We start from the raw sequence: 20,718 nt of genomic DNA, 5'->3' as shown, positions 1-20,718 counted from the left end.
TTGTCAGATAATGAATCTAAAAACGGAATTAAATATTTATTTTTGCTGGACTTAACAAAGATTAAAAAAAAATTAAAATATGGCATCAGGCTTTTTTGCAATTTTGGATGATATTGCAGCATTGATGGATGATGTAGCGGTTACCAGTAAGATTGCTACCCAAAAAACTGCAGGAATTTTAGGAGATGACCTTGCTGTAAATGCCGAAAAGGCCACCGGTTTTCTTTCTTCCAGAGAACTTCCGGTTCTGTGGGCAATTACAAAAGGTTCTTTTATCAATAAACTGATCATTCTGCCTATCGTCTTTTTACTTAATTGGCTGTATGCTCCGGCTATTAATTATGTGTTGATCCTTGGAGGATTTTATCTGGCTTTTGAAGGCGTTGAAAAAGTAATAGAATTTCTTTTTCACCGTGACAAAAAGGGGCATGAAGTTATAGAGGAAATTGAAGAAGACGAAAAAAGTTCTGAAGAAATTGAAAAAGAGAAAGTGAAATCGGCAATTACAACTGATTTTATTTTATCAATCGAGATCGTTATTATTGCTTTAGGAACCGTATTGGAAGAAAGTCATCCTTTTATTACGCAGATTTTAGTAACGAGCTTGGTTGCATTTATCGCTACTGTTGGAGTTTATGGAATTGTAGCTTTGATCGTAAGAATGGATGATGCAGGATTTAAATTAATAAAGAAAAGTCATGATAAAGGTTTTTTCGGAAAGCTTGGCCATCTTTTAGTGAAGGCTTTACCTATTGTTATTAAAATATTAGGAGTGGTAGGAACAATTGCTTTAATAATGGTTGCAGGTGGAATTTTTCTGCATAGAATTGAATTCTTTCATGGTGTACTTCCAACATGGCCGGATGTTTTGAAAGAGCTTACGCTTGGTATTGCAGGCGGACTGATAGCGGTTGCCGTATTTACTTTAGGAAAAGGAATCTATTCTTTAGTGGCAAAAAAATAAACAGAATTAGAATTAAATAACCAGAAAAATCCTGTACCCGAAAGAGTGCAGGATTTTTTATAATCGGCCTTAAAGATAAATTTAAACCTTGAATATAAAACTTTGAACTTTAAACAAAAAAAGAGACTTGTAAAAAGTCTCTTTTTCTATATTAGTTGAATAAATCTTTTACTTTATCAAAAAAAGTTTTTTCCTTTCCGGATGGTTCTGCTACCATTTCTCCGCTGGACATCTGCTTTTCAAAGAAGTCTTTCTGCTCTTTAGTAAGCTTCTGCGGTGTCCAGACATTAATGTGGATAAACATGTCTCCCTTACCATAGCTGTCGATGCTTGGAAGTCCTTTTCCTGCCAATCTTAAGATCTTTCCGGACTGGGTTCCCGGATCAACAGTAATTTTCACTTTTCCGCCTACAGTAGGAATTTCTTTTTTAGTTCCTAAAGCAGCTTCTGCAAATGAAACATAAAGCTCCTGATGAAGATTGTCACCCTCTCTCTTGATGGTCTGATCTACTTCCTCTTCAATGATCACCAACAGATCTCCCGGTACCCCTCCAAATGGAGCGTCATTTCCTTTTCCTCTTACGTTAAGCTGAATACCGTCTCTGGCTCCTGCCGGAATGTTTATCGCGATTTCCTCTTCATCTTTGATTAGTCCCTGTGCGTTGGCTCCTGCAGGAATTTTGTCAGCAACCTTTCCAATTCCCTGGCAAGTGCTGCAGGTAGTTTGAGTCTGCATTTGGCCGAACATGGTATTCATTACTTTTAACTGAACACCGGAACCGTTACAGGTAGGACATGTTTTTGAAGTGGCACCTTCTGCCATCTTCATTTTTTTTACCTTGATGGTTTTCTGAGTACCATTTACCATTTCCTCAAGGTTCAGCTTGATTCGGATTCTTAAATTAGAACCTTTCACCTGCTGGCGGCCTCCGCCGCCGCCGCCAAATCCTCCGAAGCCGCCACCGAAAATATCGCCAAACTGGCTGAAAATATCTTCCATGTTCATTCCGCCTCCGAAGCCTCCGCCTCCAAAGCCGCCATTTCCGCCTACTCCTGCATGACCGAACTGGTCGTATCTTGCACGCTTCTGATCATCGCTCAGAACTTCATAAGCTTCAGCAGCTTCTTTAAATTTTTCTTCAGCCTCTTTATCCCCGGGATTTTTATCCGGGTGGAATTTGATGGCCATTTTACGGTATGCTTTTTTTATTTCGTCGGCGGATGCAGATTTGCTGATCTCAAGAACCTCGTAATAATCTCTTTTTGACATGACAATTGTATAATTGATTATTGATAAATGATAAAAGATATTGTAAAGCTAATAAGTGAAACATTCATCAATTATCACTCATCATTTATCATTTATGAATTTTAATTTCCTGTTACTACTTTTGCAAAACGGATCACTTTATCCCCTAAAGTATACCCTGTTTCAATAACATCTACGATTTTTCCTTTCAAATCTTCCGATGGGGCAGGGATTTGAGTAATCGCTTCATGGAAATCAACATCAAAGCTGTCACCAGCCTTTACTTCCATTGTTTTTAACCCTTTTTCAGCAAGTTTATTCTTGAATTTCTGATAGATCAGTTCTACACCCTGAAGATCAGCCGGATTTCCGTTTTTAGCAATTTCTTTTAATGCTCTTTCAAAATCATCCAAAACCCCTAACATTGAAACCATCATCTCCTGGTTGGCGTACTGAAAGAATTCCATCTTCTCTTTGCTCGTTCTTTTTTTATAGTTTTCGAACTCAGCATACAATCTGATGTAACGGTCTTTTTCTTCTGCCAAAAGTTCCTCTGGAGAAAGAGCTGCTGTCACATTGTCCTGAGATGCTGCGTCATTCTGAACATTGTTTTCTTCCTGATTATTGATGCTTTCTTCGTTAATATCCTGGTTTTCCATAATTCAATATTTATTTACTGATTGTTTGACAAAGAGCCTGCCAAATATAAAATCAGGACATTAAGGCAGAAATTTGAAGAAGAGATAAGTTAGGAACAGTAAGCACGGAATATGTCAATCACTTCGCTACTTTTAGAGACACTGTTTTTACAATTGAATCTGTAAAATAACAATTGACTATCAGTCGTCTAAGTAATAGCGGCTAATAGTCAATGTTAAAAATATAATAATTTATCCTATTTTCCTGTAAACGTCTGATAGAGCAGGTAAAGGTTTAAAACAATGATAATAGCGGAAATAATCCAGACACAGACTTTAAGAAACGGTTTATTGACAAATTCTCCCATCTTCGCTTTATCATTGGTAAACATCACCAATGGAACAACGGCAAAGCTAAGCTGCATGGATAAGATTACCTGGCTTAAAACCAGCAGCTCAGTTGTTCCCTGTTCACCGTAGAGAATCGCTACGATAAGTGCCGGAATTACCGCAATAAGTCTAGTAATAAGCCTTCTCAGCCATGGTTTTAATCTGATATTCAGGAAGCCTTCCATCACGATCTGTCCTGCTAAAGTTCCTGTTAAGGTGGAGTTTTGTCCGGATGCCAGTAGGGCGATAGCAAATGCAATACTCGCCATAGAAGCTCCCAGAATAGGGGTAAGCATTTTATAGGCATCATGAATATCCGCAACATGTTCATTACCCGTTGTATGGAATGTGGCAGCAGCCAGAATAAGGATTGCCGCATTGATGAAGAAAGCCAGCATCAGCGAAACCGTACTGTCCAGCGTGGCAAATTTTATGGCTTCTTTTTTCCCTTTTGTATCACGGGTATAGTCTCTTGTCTGTACAATACTGCTGTGGAGGTATAAATTGTGGGGCATTACCGTAGCGCCTAAAATTCCAATCGCAATATAAAGCATGGCAGGATTCTGAATGATTTCCTTTTGCGGAACCAAACCTCCCAAAATTTCAGTAAAAGCTGGTTGTGAAATGATAATTTCATACACGAAACACGCCAGAATAATGAATATAAGTCCTCCCACAATACTCTCTATCCATCTGAAACCTTTGGACTGAAGTAAAAGAATGATCAAAACATCCACTGTTGTAATGACAATTCCCCAGATTAATGGAATGTGGAATAATAAATTAAGGGCAATAGCAGAACCGATGACCTCGGCGAGATCACAGGCGGCAATGGCTATCTCACAGAATACCCAAAGTATAAAGTTGGTGGCAGGGCTGAAATGATCTCTACATGCCTGTGCAAGATCTCGTTCTGCAACTACGCCGAGCTTTACAGACAAATGCTGCAGAACTACTGCGAAAATATTAGAAATAAGAATCACTGAAAGTAACGTGTACCCAAACTGAGCACCGCCGGCAATATCAGTAGCCCAGTTTCCCGGGTCCATATATCCTACGGCAATCATCAGACCCGGGCCTGCAAAAGCAAGATATTTCCTCCAGAAGGTTGCATTTTTGGGTACTTTAATTGATGAATAAACCTCTGATAAGGAATGGGTTGTTTTATCTTTTCGCCAGGCGCTTTTTATATTGAAATTCATAAATGTTAGAAATGACTAACAAATTTAATTAAATAAATGTAAACAGAAAAGTCATGGTGTAAAAAAATCCCGGAAAATGACTTTCCGGGATCTAATTTTTATTCAGTCTAAAGATTATTTTGCAAATCGGATAGACATTTTTCTGTCAGCAGCTCTTTCAGCATCAGAAGCTTTTGCATCTACTTTAGCAAACTGGCTTCCGTAACCATCTGCAGCAATTACCTGTGAACCAACGCCGGCTTTGGTTAAAGCGGCTTTAATGAATTCAGCTCTTGCTTTTGATAATTTTACATTATTCGCTTCGTTTCCTGTTTTATCCGTGTAACCTCCTACTTTGATTTTTGCATCAGGGAAAGCTTTAAGGATTGCTACCAAGTTGTCTAATTGTCCTTGCGAACCTGCTTCAAGCTCAGTAGAGCTTCCCATTTTAAAGTTAACATGGTCGAAATCATACCACTTATCTTTCAATGCAGAATCGTCAGCAGCATTTTTGTAACCACCGGATTTCAGGAAGGCAATCATCTGATCTTCCATTCCTCCTTTATAACCTTTCAGCATAACACCGTTAAGATCAATGTCCTCATCGGTTTTAACGGTAGCCGGAGCTGTTGTTGTAGTTGTAGCTGTGGCTGCAGTATCTGTTGTTGAACCTGTGCTGGCAGAGTCAGACGTGGTGGTAGTGGTAGTCGTTGTCTGTTTTTTCTCACACTGTTTCCACAGGAAATAAGCAGCTGCTATCAATAATAAAAGCGGAAGCAACCATTTCCAGATTGAACCTCCGCCTTGATTATTGTTGTTATTATTTTCAAATCTTTCTCTTACTTCTCTTGCTCCTTCAGAAACATTTTCTCTTGCTGTAGCTACACCTTCTGCGATGTTATCTTTAGCAGTAGAAGTTACCGAAGAAACCGTTTCTTTTGCCTGGCCAAACCAGTTTTCGGCGCCTAATCCGAAAGAAGCCAAAGAAAGACCTGCAGGAAGTAAAGAAGAAACAATGCCTTTCTGGTCATTCAGTAAGCTGGAAATACCGGAAGCACCCAAATTATTGTCTGCCGCATATTTTCCTACTGTACCTACTGTTGCTCCTGTTACAAGGTTTAACAAAGAACCCGCAGAACTGTTGCTGATCCCCGAAAAACTTGCTATGGAATTTACCAGTGCACCTACCTTATCTCCGAAAATTGTAGTTAACAAGTTAGAGATAATAGGATTACTGGACGATCCGCCTAACAAATTACCTAAAATTCCACTTGATGAGGCTTGTGTAATAGCATCCACAACGCCAGGCTTATCTGCGTTATTGGCCAGACCACCTACTACGGCAGGCAATAATCCGCCAATTGCTTTAGAAATACCGGATTCACTTTCCCCAAACTGCGATGCAGCCTGCGAAACCAAAGCGGGACCTAATTGTCCTTTAATTAAATCAATGACATTTAAAGACATAATAAATAAATTTTTTTGATTAATGTTGACATAAATTTAAACAAAAATCCGTCCAAACGTCATTTTTTTTTGAATATTTCTTTAGATTTTAATGATTTTATTCTAAATAATTAAAATTTTTAATAAGCTTTTGCGAATAGTACACGTCTCTTAGAAGGTTTTCCGGATATTAAAGAAATTCCTTCTTCTACGTCATCGTCAAGAGGAATACATCTGATTGTTGCCTTGGTTTCATCCTTAATTTGCTCTTCTTCTTCCGCTGTTCCGTCCCAATGTGCATAGATGAAGCCGCCTTTTTCTTCAAGAACTTTTTTAAATTCTTCGTAAGTATCTACTTTGGTAATATTATTTTTTCTGAATTCAAAAGCTTTGTTATAAATATCCTGCTGAATTGTTTTCAATAATTCTTCGATATAAGAATCAAGACCTTCAATAGAACGAACTTCTTTGGTAAGATTATCTCTTCTTGCAATTTCTACAGATTTGTTTTCAAGGTCTCTTGGTCCCATGGCAATTCTTACAGGAACTCCTTTTAATTCGTATTCTGCAAATTTCCACCCCGGTTTGTTCTGAGTATCATTGTCGAACTTCACCGAAATACCTTTCGCTCTCAGTTTAGCCTGAATATCCAACGCTACTTCACTGATTTGTTCTAACTGCTCTTCACCTTTAAAGATCGGAACAATTACGACCTGAATCGGGGCAAGAGTAGGAGGTAATACCAGTCCGAAATCATCAGAATGAGTCATAATCAAAGCACCCATCAGACGCGTTGAAGTTCCCCATGATGTAGCCCATGCATGCTCAATTTTTCCTTCCTTGTTAGTGAATTTTACGTCAAATGCTTTAGCGAAATTCTGCCCAAGGAAGTGAGAGGTTCCTGCCTGTAAGGCTTTTCCATCCTGCATTAATGCTTCAATACAGTACGTCTCATCTGCCCCTGCAAATCTTTCAGAAGGAGTTTTCAGCCCCTGAATTACCGGAATGGCCATAAAGTTCTCTGCAAAATCCGCATATACTTTATTCATTTTTTCGGCTTCTTCAATCGCTTCGTCTTTTGTAGCATGAGCAGTGTGCCCTTCCTGCCAAAGAAATTCTGCAGTTCTTAAGAAAAGACGTGTTCTCATTTCCCAGCGAACAACATTTGCCCATTGGTTAATCAGTATCGGTAAGTCTCTGTAAGACTGAATCCAGTTTTTGTAAGTATTCCAGATAATTGCTTCTGAAGTAGGACGAACAATGAGCTCCTCCTCCAGTTTAGCATCCGGATCAACAATCAGTTTTGATGGATTGTCCGGATCGGTTTTTAATCTGTAGTGGGTAACAACAGCGCATTCTTTTGCAAAACCTTCTGCATTCTTTTCCTCTGCCTCAAACAAGCTCTTGGGCACAAAAAGCGGGAAGTATGCGTTAACGTGACCTGTTTCCTTGAACTTTTTATCCATTTCATCACGCATTTTTTCCCAGATCGCATAGCCATACGGTTTGATCACCATACATCCGCGCACGCCTGAGTTTTCAGCTAAATCAGCTTTTACAACCAGCTCATTATACCATTTGCTGTAATCTTCGCTTCTTGAGGTTAATTTTGCCATTATTTTTTAAAATTTTTTTAACTTTTGTACATTATTGTTATCTAAAAATAAAAATCTATTTTTGATAGATTTTTTTACCAGTGTTTGGTACATTTTTGGTACAGATTGCAAATATAATTTAAATTAAAAATTTTTACGTTATCATGAAAAGAAATATACATAAAAATTTGCTTGGTCTGCTAAGATCCAAAGGGATATTGGCAATATCAGGCGGATTATTGCTTGTGTCTTGTGGTGCTCAGATGGGAGGGTATAGCGAGACGGACGGGGTGTATTACGACCCCAATAAGGATACGCTACCTGAAGGAGTTATCATTAATGATAGCGGAAACAGAGTAGGAGAATATTATGACTATTATCAGGATTCCAATGTGATTCAAAATGCACAGGCGAATTCCAGAGAACAGCAAAACAGATATAATGACTGGGGTACTACCAATACCAACTGGAATACCAATGCCACAGATTCAGACTGGGGGCTTTATGCAGGTTCCCAAACCAACTACTATGACAACTCCTGGGGATGGGGATCTCCATGGGGATGGTATGGTGGTTACAGCCCGTATTGGGGCTGGGGTATGAACCGTGGCTGGGGCTGGGGTGCCAGCCTTTCCTGGGGTTGGGGCGGATCATTCGGATGGGGCTGGGGAGGCTCTTTCGGATGGGGAAGTCCATACTGGGGATACGGCTATGGAGGTTATTATGATCCATTCTGGGGCGGCTACTACGGAAACCCATATTGGGGATACGGAGGAGGCTACTGGGGTGGTGGTTACTACAACAGACCTGTTTACAGAAGAAGTGGTGTAAGTGGTGGCGGATTCCAGAATACCGGAGTGGCTAATGCTGTTTACAGAACAAATACCAACAATTCCGGTTTCAGAAACAGTAATGGAAATGGCGGTTTCAGAAACTCAAATAATGGTGGTTTCAGAGATGCTAATTCCAGTGGTGGTTTCAGAAACAGCAATGGCGGATTCAGAGATGGCAATTCAGGAGGCTTCAGAAACAGTAATTCGGGAGGTTTCAGAAATTCACAATCAAACGGTGGATTCCGTAACTCAGCTCCACAAACAAGACCTAACTATAATTATCAGCAGTCACAGCCCAGATATAATGGAGGCTTCAGATCTAATGATTCGGGAGGCTTCAGATCCAGTGGAGGTTTCAATGGCGGAGGCGGCGGCTTCAGAGGCGGTTCCGGCGGCGGTGGCGGAATGAGATCCGGCGGCGGAGGCAGAGGCGGCTTCAGATAATTGTTCAAACTAATAAACTATTAAGAAATAATGTTAAAAAAATCTTTAGTACTAATGAGTATTTCTGCTGCATTTTATGCGCAGGCTCAGGACGTTTCTGTGATAAGAAATACTGTGGATGTTTACTCAAATACTCCTATGGTGGGGACTGCTAAGTTTAACGCAATGGCGGGATCTAATGGTGCGCTTGGTGGTGATGCAAATGCTTTGCTTACCAACCCGGCAGGTTTAGGAGTGGCTATTTCAGGAGAGGTATCAGGAACTTTATCTATTTTGGGAAATAAAAACAGCAGTTCTTTAGGAGGAGCTACAATGGACTATACTAAAACCAGAGGAGATCTTGGAAACGCAGGAGGGATAATCGCCTTTCCTTTAATGACTGAGACTAAATGGAAATTCATCAATATCGGTATTAACTTTTCTAACCAGCAGCTTGATAACGTAATTCAGTCACCTGGAAATAATAATATCGTGTATGCTTTTGATAAAGCTGACGTCACAAAAGATGCTGCATTGGCAGGGCATATGTATGAAAGATACGGTAACCTGTCAAAGATGAGCTTTGGGGTAGGAGCCAATTATAACCACAACTTATACTTAGGAGCTGGTTTTAATTTTTTCAATGCTTCATTGGATCAGTATGATACTTTATTTTACCGAAATCTAACCAATAATTCCACAGAAGCGTTCAGCAAGCAGGACACTCCTTATTCAGAGCGCTCTTCAGGTTTTTCTGCTTCATTAGGGGTTATTGGAAAGCTGAGTCCTAATTTCAGATTGGGAGCATCCATTGAAACGCCTACTTTCTGGAATATTGACAGAAATTACTATTTCTATAACGATGCTACATATGGAGATGATATAGGGGCTGAAAACAGAAAATTCACTTCACCGCTTAAAGCAACCGTGAGTGCTGCATTTGTAGCCAGTAAAAACTTCTCTTTGAACGTAGATTATACCCTTGGCCTTACAAAACCTGATTATAAGGTATATGGAGGTGCAGAAAGAGAGCTTAATGACTTCTTCAAAGAGAACTATAAAAATCTTTCGGAAGTAAGAGTAGGAGCTGAGTACAGAGTACAGCAGTTCAGATTGAGAGGAGGGTATTCTTATCAGTCAAGTCCTTTCGATGCCCTTACCATCAGCAGATTTAATGATGCGGGAAGTGTAGGAGATCAGTCTTACAGTAATCTGATTTTAAGCGACAGAAATACACTTTCATTCGGTATTGGATATGATTTCAAATCATTCTATATAGATGCCTCTTATCAGAATATCTCATCGAAGTATGCCAACCCTTTCATGAGAGGATATATGGGTGATAATTTTGATTCCTCTTATTATTCCAGCACTAAAATCTTCGAAAGTGATTCTTACGCTGTGAGTGATGTAAAAAGCAACAGAAACAATTTCTTCCTTACTTTAGGGTGGAAATTCTAAGCTTTGAATGCATAAGGCTATATATAACAAAAAGGCTCCGGAATTCCGGAGCCTTTTTTATTTTATTATTTAATTCTAATGAGTATGGGCAGCGGGATGCTGATGGAAAACATGCATCATGAGTGCAAGTGAAACACCTAAAACAACCAGCCCGATCTTTACCCAGTCTATATTGTGATTTTTATTGCTTTCAAAAATAATAACGGAAGAAATATGAAGGAAAATTCCTCCTACAATAGCCAGAAAATAGGGCTGAAGATCAGGATTAAAATAATTACCTAATAGCATGCCCATCGGAGAAGCTAATGCAAATAAAGCTACAATAAGAATAGACGGATAGGATGACGAACTTTTGGATTCTCCTTTCCTGTTGAATAAAAATGCTCCCAGAATAAATGAAATCGGAAGGTTGTGAAATACGATTCCCCAAAGATAAGGCGACATCTCATGTGTTTCGTTAGCAAGAGGAATCCCTTCAATGAAAGCATGGATAAATAATCCTACCATTAAAGCAACAGGCAGTATATTATGTTCGCTGTGATGATGGAAGTGTCCGTGTTCAAATCCTTTGGTAAGCGCTTCGAGAATCATCTGAAGAAGAACGCCTCCAATTACAAAGATCCCAAGATTGTGGCTTCCCGTAGAGGCATACACCTGCGGGAAGACTTCGTTAAGACAGATCGTAATCAAAAAACCGGCACTTAATATCAGCAGATTTTTGGCCAGCTTTTCTTTTTTACCAAAGTGTTTTCCAAGGAATACTCCTGTTACAACACTTAAAATCAGTAAAAGTACTGTTGTCATTATTTTTTCTTAAATAAATTGATGCAACGGGGGGAATTTTCTTTCTTAAATTCATTCAGCTGATAATCTCCCCATATTTTTATTCTTTCAAAACCACATTCGGAAGCATAGCTGTGGATGGCTTCCAGGGTATGAAGCTTTACCTTTTCAAAGAAATGAAACGGCTTACCGTCAGCTTCAAAACGGATATCTTTGATGATATGTCTGCCTTCAATCTTTTTCAGGATCTTAAAATCAATATTGCCACGGGTTATTGTGGTTTCAGGAACTAAAGTATTTCTTACAAATTCTTCATTCAGATAATCCAGTACAAAATAGCCTCCCGGCTTCAGCACGTTGTAAACGGATTGAAATACCTTTTTATCATCGTTTTCATTATCAAAATACCCAAAGCTTGTAAATAAGTTGAATACTGCATCCATAGGATCTGCATCAATCGGGTTTCTCATATCATGAACTTCGAAAATCAAGGTTTGATTCTCAAATTGTTTGTCGGATTCAATGCTTTGTCTTGAAAGATCCAGTCCCAACACATCGTACCCTAATTTGTTTAGGAAAACCGAGTGTCTTCCCTTTCCGCAGGCAAGATCTATGATTTTCGACTGAGGCGGCAGCTGAAGGTCCGCAGTGAGCTTTGTAATGAAGTTTTCTGCTTCAGTATAATCTCTGTTACTATAAAGCAAATGATAATAAGGGGTATCAAACCAAGATTCAAACCATTCCATAATGCAAAAATAACTAAATTTGTGCGGTTAAAAGCAAAGTATTTTACAACATTAAGAGATTGAAAAATTCAATTGGACAAGAAGTTGGATAGCTAATCTTTTAATTTTTAAAACTTTAAATCTTTTAATGCATACTTATGGATACAGAAAATATTAAAATACAGATAAAGACATTCTTCGGTTTGGAGCAGATTCTGGCAGAAGAAATCAAAAAATTGGGCGGAAGAAATGTTGAAATTAAAAACAGAGCGGTAAATTGTGAAGGAGATCTGGGTTTTCTTTATAAAATCAATTATTCTGCGAGAACAGCATTAAAGATCCTGGTGCCCATTCATGAATTCAAGGCTTTTAATCAGCATCAGTTTTATGACAGACTTTTTAAGTTTGAATGGGAAAACTTTATGGATGTTGATCAGTCTTTTTCTATTGATGCTACTGTAAATTCTGAAACATTCAAGCATTCTCAGTTTGTGACTTTAAAAATGAAGGATGCTATTGTTGATTATTTTCAGGAAAAATTTAAAAGACGTCCGAATGTAGAAACAAGAAATCCGGATATCAAATTCCATCTTCATATCGACAGAGAACTGGTGATGATTTCTATGGATTCTTCCGGAGATCCATTATTTAAAAGAGGATATAGAAGAGAGCAGGGAGAAGCGCCTATCAATGAGGTCTTAGCAAGCGGAATGCTTCAGCTGGCAGGCTGGGACGGAAAAGGAAATTTCCTTGATCCAATGTGCGGTTCCGGAACATTATTGATTGAAGCAGCGATGATTGCGATGGACCTTCCGGCTCAGATTTTCAGAAAGAGATTCGGTTTCCAGAACTGGAATAATTATGATGCGGATTTGTTTGCAAAGATCAAGGAATTCAGAATAAACAGAGTAAGACAATTTGACGGAAAAATTGTTGGATATGATATCGACGCAAGAATGCTGAATGCGGCAAGAATGAACGTAGAAGCAGCAGAAATGGAAGATGTTATCGAGATCAAAAAACAAAACTTCTTTGATTCCAAAAAAGAACTTTTCCCTTTATTAATGGTCTTCAACCCGCCTTACGACGAAAGAATTTCCATTACTGATGATGATTTCTACAAGAAAATAGGAGATACCTTTAAAACGCATTACCCGAATACTTTAGCCTGGCTGATCTCGTCTGATCTGGAAGCGGTGAAGAAAATCGGTCTTCGTCCTTCAAGAAAAATCAAACTTTTCAACGGAAAGCTGGAAACAAGATTCTTACAGTATGAAATGTATGAAGGAACGAAGAAAGTGCATAAGCTGGAAGCAAATAATTAATAAACTCGTAAACTAATATGTCCTGGAATTTTTTAGATGTGTTTGATATAATTTTGGATGTTTTTGGTCTTGCTAGTTCCGGATCAAAATCTTCACGGTCATCACAGTCAAAGCCTGAAAGAAAACCATTAAATCATAATGTACTATCTCAAAGGAAAGAGCCAAAAGATTTAGATACTTTAAAGAAAAAATAACTTCAGGAATAATTAAAATCATAAAACAAAACAGCTTGTACTCCCTGTACAAGCTGTTTTGTTTATCGTGCCATAGAAGGGGCAAAACCATACTGTTTTTTAAAGGCATGTGAAAAATGGGAGAGGTCTTCAAAACCCACTTCAAGGAAAACATCTGATGGCTTTTTATTCTTTTCGGACAAATGATAGTAAGCCAGTTCAAGCCGTTTCCGGGTAAGCCATCTCTGGGGAGTGGTTTGAAAAATCCTTCTGAAATCACGGTTGAAGGTGGATAAACTTCTTCCTGTAAGATATCCGAAGCGTTCCAAAGGCATATTGAACATATAATTCTTTTCCATAAAATTGATCAGATCCACTTTTCCAGGTTCATCAAAATCAGCCAGTAAAACATCAATATCCGGCTCAATTTCCCTGATAATACTGATTGCTTCGGTAATTTTTAAATGGGCTATATTTTCAGGAAGTGGACCTTCAATATCAAAATAAGGAATAAGAGAGGCTAGACAGCTTTTCAGAAGAGGGTGGCTGCTGAAAGTATGAATTGCTGATTCACGGTGACTGGCGTTCTTTTGGTATTTAACAGAACGGTAAAATTCTTTCAGACGTTCCGTGGTAAGATGCATGACCACAGCTTTATGAGGAAGCCCGTCTTTGGGATAATTGATAATCGTAGCAAGATGATTTCTCGGAATCAGAAAGATATCTCCTGCCCTGAACAGATAGGTTTTATCTGCCTGAATAATTTTAGTTTCGCCTGATATGAACCACACCAGCATGTGATATTCAAAAACCGTTTCCGTTTTGAACAGCATGTCATCATAGCTGGAAATCTTGATATCCGGTGTCAGGTAATGTATCTTGAAGTCCATTGTCAAAAGTTTTTACATTACAAATGTATTTAAAAACAACTATTTAGCATCAAAACTGAATCCCAGCATTTCTTCGCTTAATTTCCATAAATGGACAGCATTATTTTTGTCAACAGAATAAGGCTGTACCCCACGAATGGTTGCAGGCTCATCAAATCTGTGTTCAATTTGTCCTCTGTCTATTTCTGCGATATCGCAATTTTCACAATACACGCCACCAATCTCATTAAGCTGTGGACTTACCGCACACCAGATGGTGGTAGCCGCGCCCTGCGGAATGGTTTTCAGTTTAGCCTCCACCTCAGGTTTGATATTTCCGTTTTCATCATGGGTACCCAGCTGCTTAAAAAGCTCAACGGGCTCCTCTCTGCCCAGATCAGTTCCATATACAGAACCGGGATGCAGAGAATAGGCTCTGATGTTAAATTTCTTTCCTCTCTCGTCAAGCTCTACAGCAAACAGGTTGCAGGCTGTTTTGGATTGGCCGTATCCGGAAAGGGTGTCGTAGCCTCTTTTCTCAAAATTGGGATCTTCAAAATTAAAGGGAGACATCTGATGCCCATAAGAGGAAACACTGATAACTCTCGCTCCATTTGCTTTTTTCAGTGCTGGCCACAGTTTTGCGGTAAGGTGAAACTGTCCCAGATAATTTGTCGCCAGTTGAGATTCAAAACCTCTGTTGTCTCTTCTTAATGGAACCCACATAATTCCTGCATTATTGATAAGAATATCGAGACTCCTGCCGGATGAAATAAATCTTTCGGAAAAAGCATCAATGGATGCCGGATCCATCAGATCCATTTTTTCAAGTTCAATATTTTGAATCCCTTCCAGGTTTTTTCCTGCTTTTTCGATATCTCTTGCAGGAACAATTACACGCGCTCCGGCTGAAGTAAGAACTTTTGTCGTTTCAAGACCGATTCCTGCATAACCGCCGGTGATGATGGCCGTTTTTCCGGTAAGATCAATTCCTTTAATAATTTCCTGAGCTGTTGTATATGCATCAAATCCTGATCGAACAGGCTGCTGCAATGTGCTGATAATTGGTTCCATTTTTTTGTTGGTTTAAATTTCTATAGCAAAATTAGGATGGATTGATGGTGTTCATTTTGTTTACAATGTCAAATAACTTGGCTCAGAATTTCAGGGCTAATTTTCTTTAATAAAAACAAATACCTAATCAACATCATTAATTTCTTTGAATAAGCTGTTAAACTGTTTGTAGGTTGTTCTGCGAATAAGTAATTTTGAAAAATTTTCAATTTGAAACCTACTATTTCCATTGTCGTTGCCATTTACAACCGAAAAGACGAACTTTTTGAGCTGCTGACCTCCCTTACTCAGCAGACGGATAAGGAGTTTGAGATCATTATTGTAGATGACGGTTCCGTGATCGATCTGAAGCCCACCATCAAAAACTTTGAGCTGGGCTTAGACATTAAATATTTCAGGAAGGATAATTCAGGACCGGGACTGACAAGAAATTATGGGGCAGCAAGAGCAGCCGGCGATTGGCTGGTGTTTGTAGACAGTGATGTCATCGTTGAAAAAGACTATATTGAACATATTAAAAATGATATCCTTACCATTCCCTGTGATGCATTCGGGGGAGCGGATAAAGCGCATAAAGGATTTAATCTGATGCAAAAAGCCATTTCCTATTCCATGACTTCTGTTTTTACTACGGGAGGAATCCGGGGAAGCAAAAAAGCTGTTTCAAAATTTCAGCCCAGAAGTTTTAATATGGGTGTGAAAAGGGCCGTTTTTGAAAAAGTTGGCGGTTTTTCAGAAATGAGAATCGGGGAAGATCCGGATCTTTCCATGACCCTTTGGGAAAATGGTTTTACTACGGCTTTCTTTGATGATATTGCCGTATATCATAAACGCAGGGTAGATTTTGGGAAATTCTCCAAACAAGTCTATCAGTTTGGCTGTGCAAGACCAATTCTCAACCAGAGACACCCTAATTATGTGAAGATTTCCTTTGCATTTCCTACTTTATTTATGTTAGGATATATGATGGGCTTTCTGGAGTATTTTCTGATGGGAAGGGGAGTAATCCTTTCTTTTTATGGATTGTATACCTTTTTGGTGTTGTTCCACGCGTTATTTCTGACTAAAAATATAAGCATTGCCGGCATGGCGGTTATTTCCACTTATATACAGATGTTTTCCTACGGATATGGTTTCCTGAAGTCTTGGATTTTGCTGAATGTTTTCAGAATGAAACCGGAAGATGCCTTTCCGCATCATTATCATAAGAAATAACACAGATCATGGTCTGTCTCACAATAAAAAAGGCTGTTTCTCCTGAAACAGCCTTTTACAATAAATTTAGATGATAGAAATGTTTTCATGGTGGTTGAGAACTCCTGCTTTCAGCATACACTCTTTCATTTTATGGTAGGTTCTTTTTATATCGTGGTCAAGACCAATGGAGAATCTGATCAGTCCGTCAGAAATACCAATGGAAGCTCTTTCTTCTTCCGGGATTTCAGAGGAGGTGGATTTTCCTGAGCATGAGAATAGGGTTTTGTAAAATCCTAAGCTCACGGCCAGATACCCCAGATTTTCTGTCTGCATCAGTTCCATCAGTTCGTTTGCTTTTTCTGTTGTTCCGGCATCCAGAGTCAATAATCCTCCGTATCCGTATTCTTCATGAATCATGCTTTTCATTAATTCATGGTTTTTGTGGGAGGGCAAGCCCGGATAAGATACCCTTAATCCGTCTTTTTCGAATCTTTCAGCAAGATACATTGCATTGTGGCTGTGCTGTTTGATCCTGATGTGCAGTGTTCTCAGGTTCTTTAAAATGCTTGATGATCTCAGGCTGTCCATGGTGGGACCAAGAAGCATGCACGCCCCGGAATTAACATTTTTAGTATCATCAATAAATGCCTGCGTGGCACAATACACTCCTCCTACCGTATCACTGCTACCGTTGATGAATTTTGTTAAACTGTGAATCACAACATCTGCTCCAAATAAAGCAGGAGAAATAGAAAGAGGAGAGAAAGTATTGTCAACAATCAGTTTCAGATTGTGTTTTTTACAGATTTCGGAAAGTTTTCTAAGATCTGCCACTTCAAGAAGCGGGTTGCTCACACTTTCACAATAGATTACTTTTGTATTGGGAGTGATGGCATTTTCTATAGATTCAAAGTTATTGATATCAACAAAAGTAGTTGCTACATTGAACTGGGGCAGGAAGTTTTTAAGAAAAGCATAGGTACCTCCGTAGATTGTTCTGCTTGAAATAATATGGTCACCGCTTTTGCACACCTGCATCAAAACCGAAGTGATAGCTCCCATTCCGGATGCTGTAACGTTGGCAGATTCTGTATTTTCCAGCTTGGCAAGCGCCTGAGCCAGATAAAGATTCATCGGAGATGAGTGTCTGGAATACAGGTAACATCCTTCTGCATTTCCTTCGAAAGTATCAAACATAGTCTTTGCTGAAAGAAATGTGTAGGTAGAGCTATCTGAGATGGAAGGATTCACTCCTCCGAATTCACCAAAATACTGAAGATCCTGGATCTCGTTGGCTGCGTTAAAGTTTTCCATAAATATTGTTTTTATTTTATGGTTCCAATTTGCATTAATTTGCTAATTATTACAACATAAATTTAAATTTATAGAATATAAAACTGCAAAATATTGTTTATATAGAAAAAATATTTAGTATCTTCGGAATTATTAAACTTTTACCAAAAAAATATCTATGGAACTCGACGAAACTGATAAGAAACTGCTGTTTTTTCTGCAGGAAGACTGCAAACAAACCACCAAAGAACTGTCCGGAAAGCTAGGATTATCTGTTACAGCTATTTATGAGCGTGTCAAAAAGCTCGAAAATGCAGGTGTTATTTCAAAATACGTAGCCTTGCTGGACAAAAGTAAAGTTAAGAAAAATTTTATAGTTCTGTGTCATGTAAAACTCAGTCAGCACAAAAAAGAATTTGTACTGCAGTTTGAAAAAGAGGTGATGGACCTTCAGGAAGTCACAGAGTGCTTCCATGTAAGCGGCGATTATGATTATATCCTTAAGATAGGCGTGAAAGATATTGAAGACTACCGCAGCTTCATGCTCACCAAGCTTACCACGCTTCAGCATATTGCCAGTACACACAGCTCATTTATGATTTCGGAAGTGAAAAACACAACAGCCATTGTATTATAGTGTATAGAATTTTACTGTTTAATTTGATTGGAAGTCAGTAATTATTGATCTGATTTCGTCATTTTATCAATGAAATAATGAAGTCTTTTAATATCTGTTCTGCCTCTGTTTTTGTCATTCAGAAAGCAGGTGGTGATGATAACCATTTTTAAATCCGGAATGACACAGACCAGCTGACCGCCATATCCTGTGGCTACGAAAGCCTGGTGTCCGTTGGTTTTTCTTCTCCACCAGTAATAGCCATATCCGTTGGCATCCGGCATTACATCCCAGGCATCGAGCTTCACCTGTTCTGCTGTAGACTCCTGAATCCATTTTGAAGAGACAATCTGTCTGCCGCTAAATTTTCCGTTATTCAGAATCATGATACCGAATTTCAGCAGGTCTTGAGGCTTCATAAACATTTCCGAACCGCCGATGTTTCTGTTCATGGGATCCGTGTCCCATCGGGGAGTAGTCATTTTTAAAGGCTTAAAAAGATTTTCCGCAGCGAATTGCTTCAGGTTGGTCTTTACAATCTTTGCCAATGCAGCCCCAAAAAGGTGGGCTTCACCACTGTTATAATTAAATACAGTTCCCGGATATTCTTCGAAAGGCAGATCCAGTACAAATTTTACAGGATCACCGGAAAATGACATGGCTGTTGAAATTTTTGAATTTTCAACCCAGTCAAAACCACCTTGCATCGTCAGCAGGTTTTTTAATGTTAATGTATTTCTGATGGAATCATGCACTACCTTTCCTTCAATATTGGAGATGTTTTTGAAACTGCTTCTTGAGACATTATATTCCGGAAGTATTTTTAAAACCGGAGTGTTGAGGTTGGGGAGTATGTTTTTATCCTGTGCAATACCCGCCAGCACAGAGACGATACTTTTGGTAACCGATTTTATGCTGAAAACAGATTCTTTATCGGCTCCATGAAAATACTGCTCATAAATTACTTTATTGTTTTGAGATACAATGAAAGATCCCAGAGACGGAATACTGTCATTCATTTCTTTGGTGAATTGCTCTGTAAATTCTTTCGGTAATTCTTTGTAGAAAGCTGTCTGCGATTTCACTTTAGAGCAGAATAGGGTAAGACATAGCATTGTCAAAGCTTGCAGTACTATATTGGTTTTCATTGTTAAAAAAAGAAGGAATAATAAATTATTAGCCGGTGAAAAAGTAAAAGCTAAATTGATCCTGACGGATGAATGTAACCGATGCTTTCAATGCTTCTAAATTATGAAAAACAATGAACTTTTAAATTATATTTTGGAAAATATATTAATAGGTTTTAATCTAAATTTATTGAAGATGATCAGTGAAAAATTACACCAAAACTCCGTTTTTAGAAGAAATAGGATCCGGAAGATCTGTTTCTCCACCCATCTGAAGAAGGTCTATTTCAATTGTTCTGCAGATAGAAAGCATAGGAACGTCAAACATTAATCCGGCAAAAGGGTTTTCGGAATAATCTCCTACCAGTTCCATAATGATGTAGATCCACCCGATAATGATACAGAAAGGAATAGACGTCCAGATTCCCCAATCACCCAATTTAGCAAACTCATTGACTAATCCCAGCGGGAGAAGCATAATAAACAGGATGTTAAAGACAAAAGCGGTGCTGGCAAACTGTCTTGGTGAAGGGAACTTTTTTATTCTTTCCGCCTGCCCCTGGAAGTTATAGAATTCATTCAGTGCATTTTGCAGCTGGGTCTGGTTGAAGTCTGTAATGGCATTCATGTTTTTAAGCTCATTGATGTCTTTTGCCTGCTGTGCAATCAGATAGGTCGCAAAATTTTTATAATCATTTTTAAGATCATATTCTTCCTCTGACAGATATTTGTGAAGGAAAATGGGAGCTCTGCCATAATCAGGAAATCCTGCCTTGATCAGTCTGTTTCTCCTTAGGTTAATATTCCCGAATTTGCTGTTTTCTGTACTGATATGCTCCCATTCCGTAGGAACCAAAAGCTGTTCCCGGAAAGTATAGAGCCATGCAATATGACGGTAAACAATCCTTCTTTTGCGGTCTTCCAGATCAAAAACGCCAATTTCTTCATTTTTTGTATCGAAAGCATACACCATAGAAGCAAATGAACGGCTGGAATTGACAATTCCACCCCAGATTTTTCTGGCTTCCCACAGCCTGTCATAGGCCTGGTTGTTTTTGAAACCGACAAGGAAGGCTTCTGCTGTACCTATCAGTGCAACAGGTACCCAGGGAATTGTCATCCATTCCCAGTTGAAGAAATAGAAAAGGACTGCAATTAAGGTACACCAGATCGAAATGAGGATAAGATGGAAACCTGATAAATTGAGAACCTGCTTATAATTGACGTATTTGGTTGTGATCATAAAGATGGGTGAAATTGTTGGTGTGCATATAAACAAAATAGATACCAAAATAAGGGATCTGTTCTGTATATTAAAATTAATAAAAAAACCTCTGAAAAATCAGAGGTTTCAAT

At 38.7% G+C, this 20,718-nt stretch carries 18 protein-coding genes; 6 read left to right on the top strand and 12 right to left on the bottom strand.

Annotated features, from left to right (window positions below; translation table 11 throughout):
- The first annotated feature begins 79 nt into the window (after nt 1-79).
- The gene (locus BLW74_RS15350; protein WP_089693696.1) at nt 80-964 is read left to right on the top strand and encodes a DUF808 family protein; all 885 of its coding nucleotides are present in this window, start codon (nt 80-82) and stop codon (nt 962-964) included.
- Nucleotides 965-1,115: 151 nt separating this feature from the next.
- On the opposite strand, the gene dnaJ is transcribed toward BLW74_RS15350, so the two are convergent.
- From dnaJ to proS, 5 genes are all read right to left on the bottom strand, one after another.
- Nucleotides 1,116-2,234, bottom strand: coding sequence for a molecular chaperone DnaJ (gene dnaJ / locus BLW74_RS15345; RefSeq protein ID WP_089693695.1), 1,119 nt, complete (start codon nt 2,232-2,234; stop codon nt 1,116-1,118).
- Between the two features lie 101 nt (nt 2,235-2,335).
- Nucleotides 2,336-2,872: a nucleotide exchange factor GrpE gene (locus tag BLW74_RS15340; RefSeq protein WP_089693692.1), complete on the bottom strand. Its 537-nt coding sequence runs from the start codon at nt 2,870-2,872 to the stop codon at nt 2,336-2,338.
- 236 nt (nt 2,873-3,108) lie between these two features.
- Nucleotides 3,109-4,443 (bottom strand): Nramp family divalent metal transporter, encoded by a 1,335-nt coding sequence (locus tag BLW74_RS15335; RefSeq protein ID WP_089693690.1) that lies wholly within the window; start codon nt 4,441-4,443, stop codon nt 3,109-3,111.
- A gap of 114 nt (nt 4,444-4,557) precedes the next feature.
- Entirely contained in the window at nt 4,558-5,889 is a 1,332-nt protein-coding gene (locus BLW74_RS15330) for an OmpA family protein (RefSeq protein WP_089693688.1), read from the bottom strand.
- Nucleotides 5,890-6,008: 119 nt separating this feature from the next.
- Nucleotides 6,009-7,484, bottom strand: coding sequence for a proline--tRNA ligase (gene proS, locus BLW74_RS15325; protein WP_089693687.1), 1,476 nt, complete (start codon nt 7,482-7,484; stop codon nt 6,009-6,011).
- 143 nt (nt 7,485-7,627) lie between these two features.
- On the opposite strand from proS, the gene BLW74_RS15320 reads away from it, so the two are divergent.
- Both BLW74_RS15320 and BLW74_RS15315 read left to right on the top strand, forming a co-directional pair.
- On the top strand, nt 7,628-8,740 hold the full coding sequence (locus BLW74_RS15320) for a dermokine domain-containing protein (protein ID WP_167358443.1): 1,113 nt from the start codon (nt 7,628-7,630) through the stop codon (nt 8,738-8,740).
- Between the two features lie 54 nt (nt 8,741-8,794).
- Entirely contained in the window at nt 8,795-10,180 is a 1,386-nt protein-coding gene (locus tag BLW74_RS15315; RefSeq protein ID WP_228424931.1) for an OmpP1/FadL family transporter, read from the top strand.
- Between the two features lie 75 nt (nt 10,181-10,255).
- Here the strand turns inward: BLW74_RS15315 and BLW74_RS15310 are convergent, their stop codons facing one another.
- Nucleotides 10,256-10,984, bottom strand: coding sequence for a ZIP family metal transporter (locus BLW74_RS15310; protein WP_089693683.1), 729 nt, complete (start codon nt 10,982-10,984; stop codon nt 10,256-10,258).
- Entirely contained in the window at nt 10,984-11,709 is a 726-nt protein-coding gene (locus tag BLW74_RS15305) for a class I SAM-dependent DNA methyltransferase (protein ID WP_089693681.1), read from the bottom strand. The genes BLW74_RS15310 and BLW74_RS15305 overlap by 1 nt, the downstream gene beginning before the upstream one ends.
- 137 nt (nt 11,710-11,846) lie before the next feature.
- Here BLW74_RS15305 and BLW74_RS15300 point away from each other — a divergent pair, with 137 nt between their 5' ends.
- Nucleotides 11,847-13,013: a THUMP domain-containing class I SAM-dependent RNA methyltransferase gene (locus BLW74_RS15300; protein WP_089693679.1), complete on the top strand. Its 1,167-nt coding sequence runs from the start codon at nt 11,847-11,849 to the stop codon at nt 13,011-13,013.
- A gap of 256 nt (nt 13,014-13,269) precedes the next feature.
- On the opposite strand, the gene BLW74_RS15295 is transcribed toward BLW74_RS15300, so the two are convergent.
- Nucleotides 13,270-14,076: a helix-turn-helix domain-containing protein gene (locus tag BLW74_RS15295; RefSeq protein WP_089693677.1), complete on the bottom strand. Its 807-nt coding sequence runs from the start codon at nt 14,074-14,076 to the stop codon at nt 13,270-13,272.
- Nucleotides 14,077-14,115: 39 nt separating this feature from the next.
- Nucleotides 14,116-15,129, bottom strand: a complete 1,014-nt coding sequence (locus tag BLW74_RS15290; RefSeq protein WP_089693675.1) for an SDR family NAD(P)-dependent oxidoreductase — start codon at nt 15,127-15,129, stop codon at nt 14,116-14,118.
- 210 nt (nt 15,130-15,339) lie between these two features.
- Between BLW74_RS15290 and BLW74_RS15285 the strand changes: the two genes are divergently transcribed.
- Entirely contained in the window at nt 15,340-16,344 is a 1,005-nt protein-coding gene (locus tag BLW74_RS15285; protein ID WP_089693673.1) for a glycosyltransferase family 2 protein, read from the top strand.
- A 66-nt stretch (nt 16,345-16,410) separates the two neighbouring features.
- Here the strand turns inward: BLW74_RS15285 and BLW74_RS15280 are convergent, their stop codons facing one another.
- Nucleotides 16,411-17,640 carry an aminotransferase class I/II-fold pyridoxal phosphate-dependent enzyme gene (locus tag BLW74_RS15280; RefSeq protein WP_089693671.1) on the bottom strand — a complete coding sequence of 410 codons (1,230 nt, stop codon included), beginning with the start codon at nt 17,638-17,640 and terminating at the stop codon, nt 16,411-16,413.
- 157 nt (nt 17,641-17,797) lie between these two features.
- Here BLW74_RS15280 and BLW74_RS15275 point away from each other — a divergent pair, with 157 nt between their 5' ends.
- Nucleotides 17,798-18,256: an Lrp/AsnC family transcriptional regulator gene (locus BLW74_RS15275; protein ID WP_047432467.1), complete on the top strand. Its 459-nt coding sequence runs from the start codon at nt 17,798-17,800 to the stop codon at nt 18,254-18,256.
- Nucleotides 18,257-18,297: 41 nt separating this feature from the next.
- Here the strand turns inward: BLW74_RS15275 and BLW74_RS15270 are convergent, their stop codons facing one another.
- Together BLW74_RS15270 and BLW74_RS15265 are read right to left on the bottom strand one after the other, a co-directional pair.
- Nucleotides 18,298-19,383 (bottom strand): serine hydrolase domain-containing protein, encoded by a 1,086-nt coding sequence (locus BLW74_RS15270; protein ID WP_089693669.1) that lies wholly within the window; start codon nt 19,381-19,383, stop codon nt 18,298-18,300.
- Nucleotides 19,384-19,573: 190 nt separating this feature from the next.
- Complete coding sequence (locus tag BLW74_RS15265; protein WP_089693667.1) at nt 19,574-20,605, bottom strand: bestrophin family protein; 1,032 nt, start codon at nt 20,603-20,605, stop codon at nt 19,574-19,576.
- Nucleotides 20,606-20,718: the final 113 nt, after the last annotated feature.

Source organism: Chryseobacterium culicis, assembly GCF_900108365.1.
Taxonomy (GTDB): domain Bacteria; phylum Bacteroidota; class Bacteroidia; order Flavobacteriales; family Weeksellaceae; genus Chryseobacterium; species Chryseobacterium culicis.
Note: the sequence above shows the minus strand (reverse complement) of the source record. Positions and strands in the feature narration are given on the sequence as shown.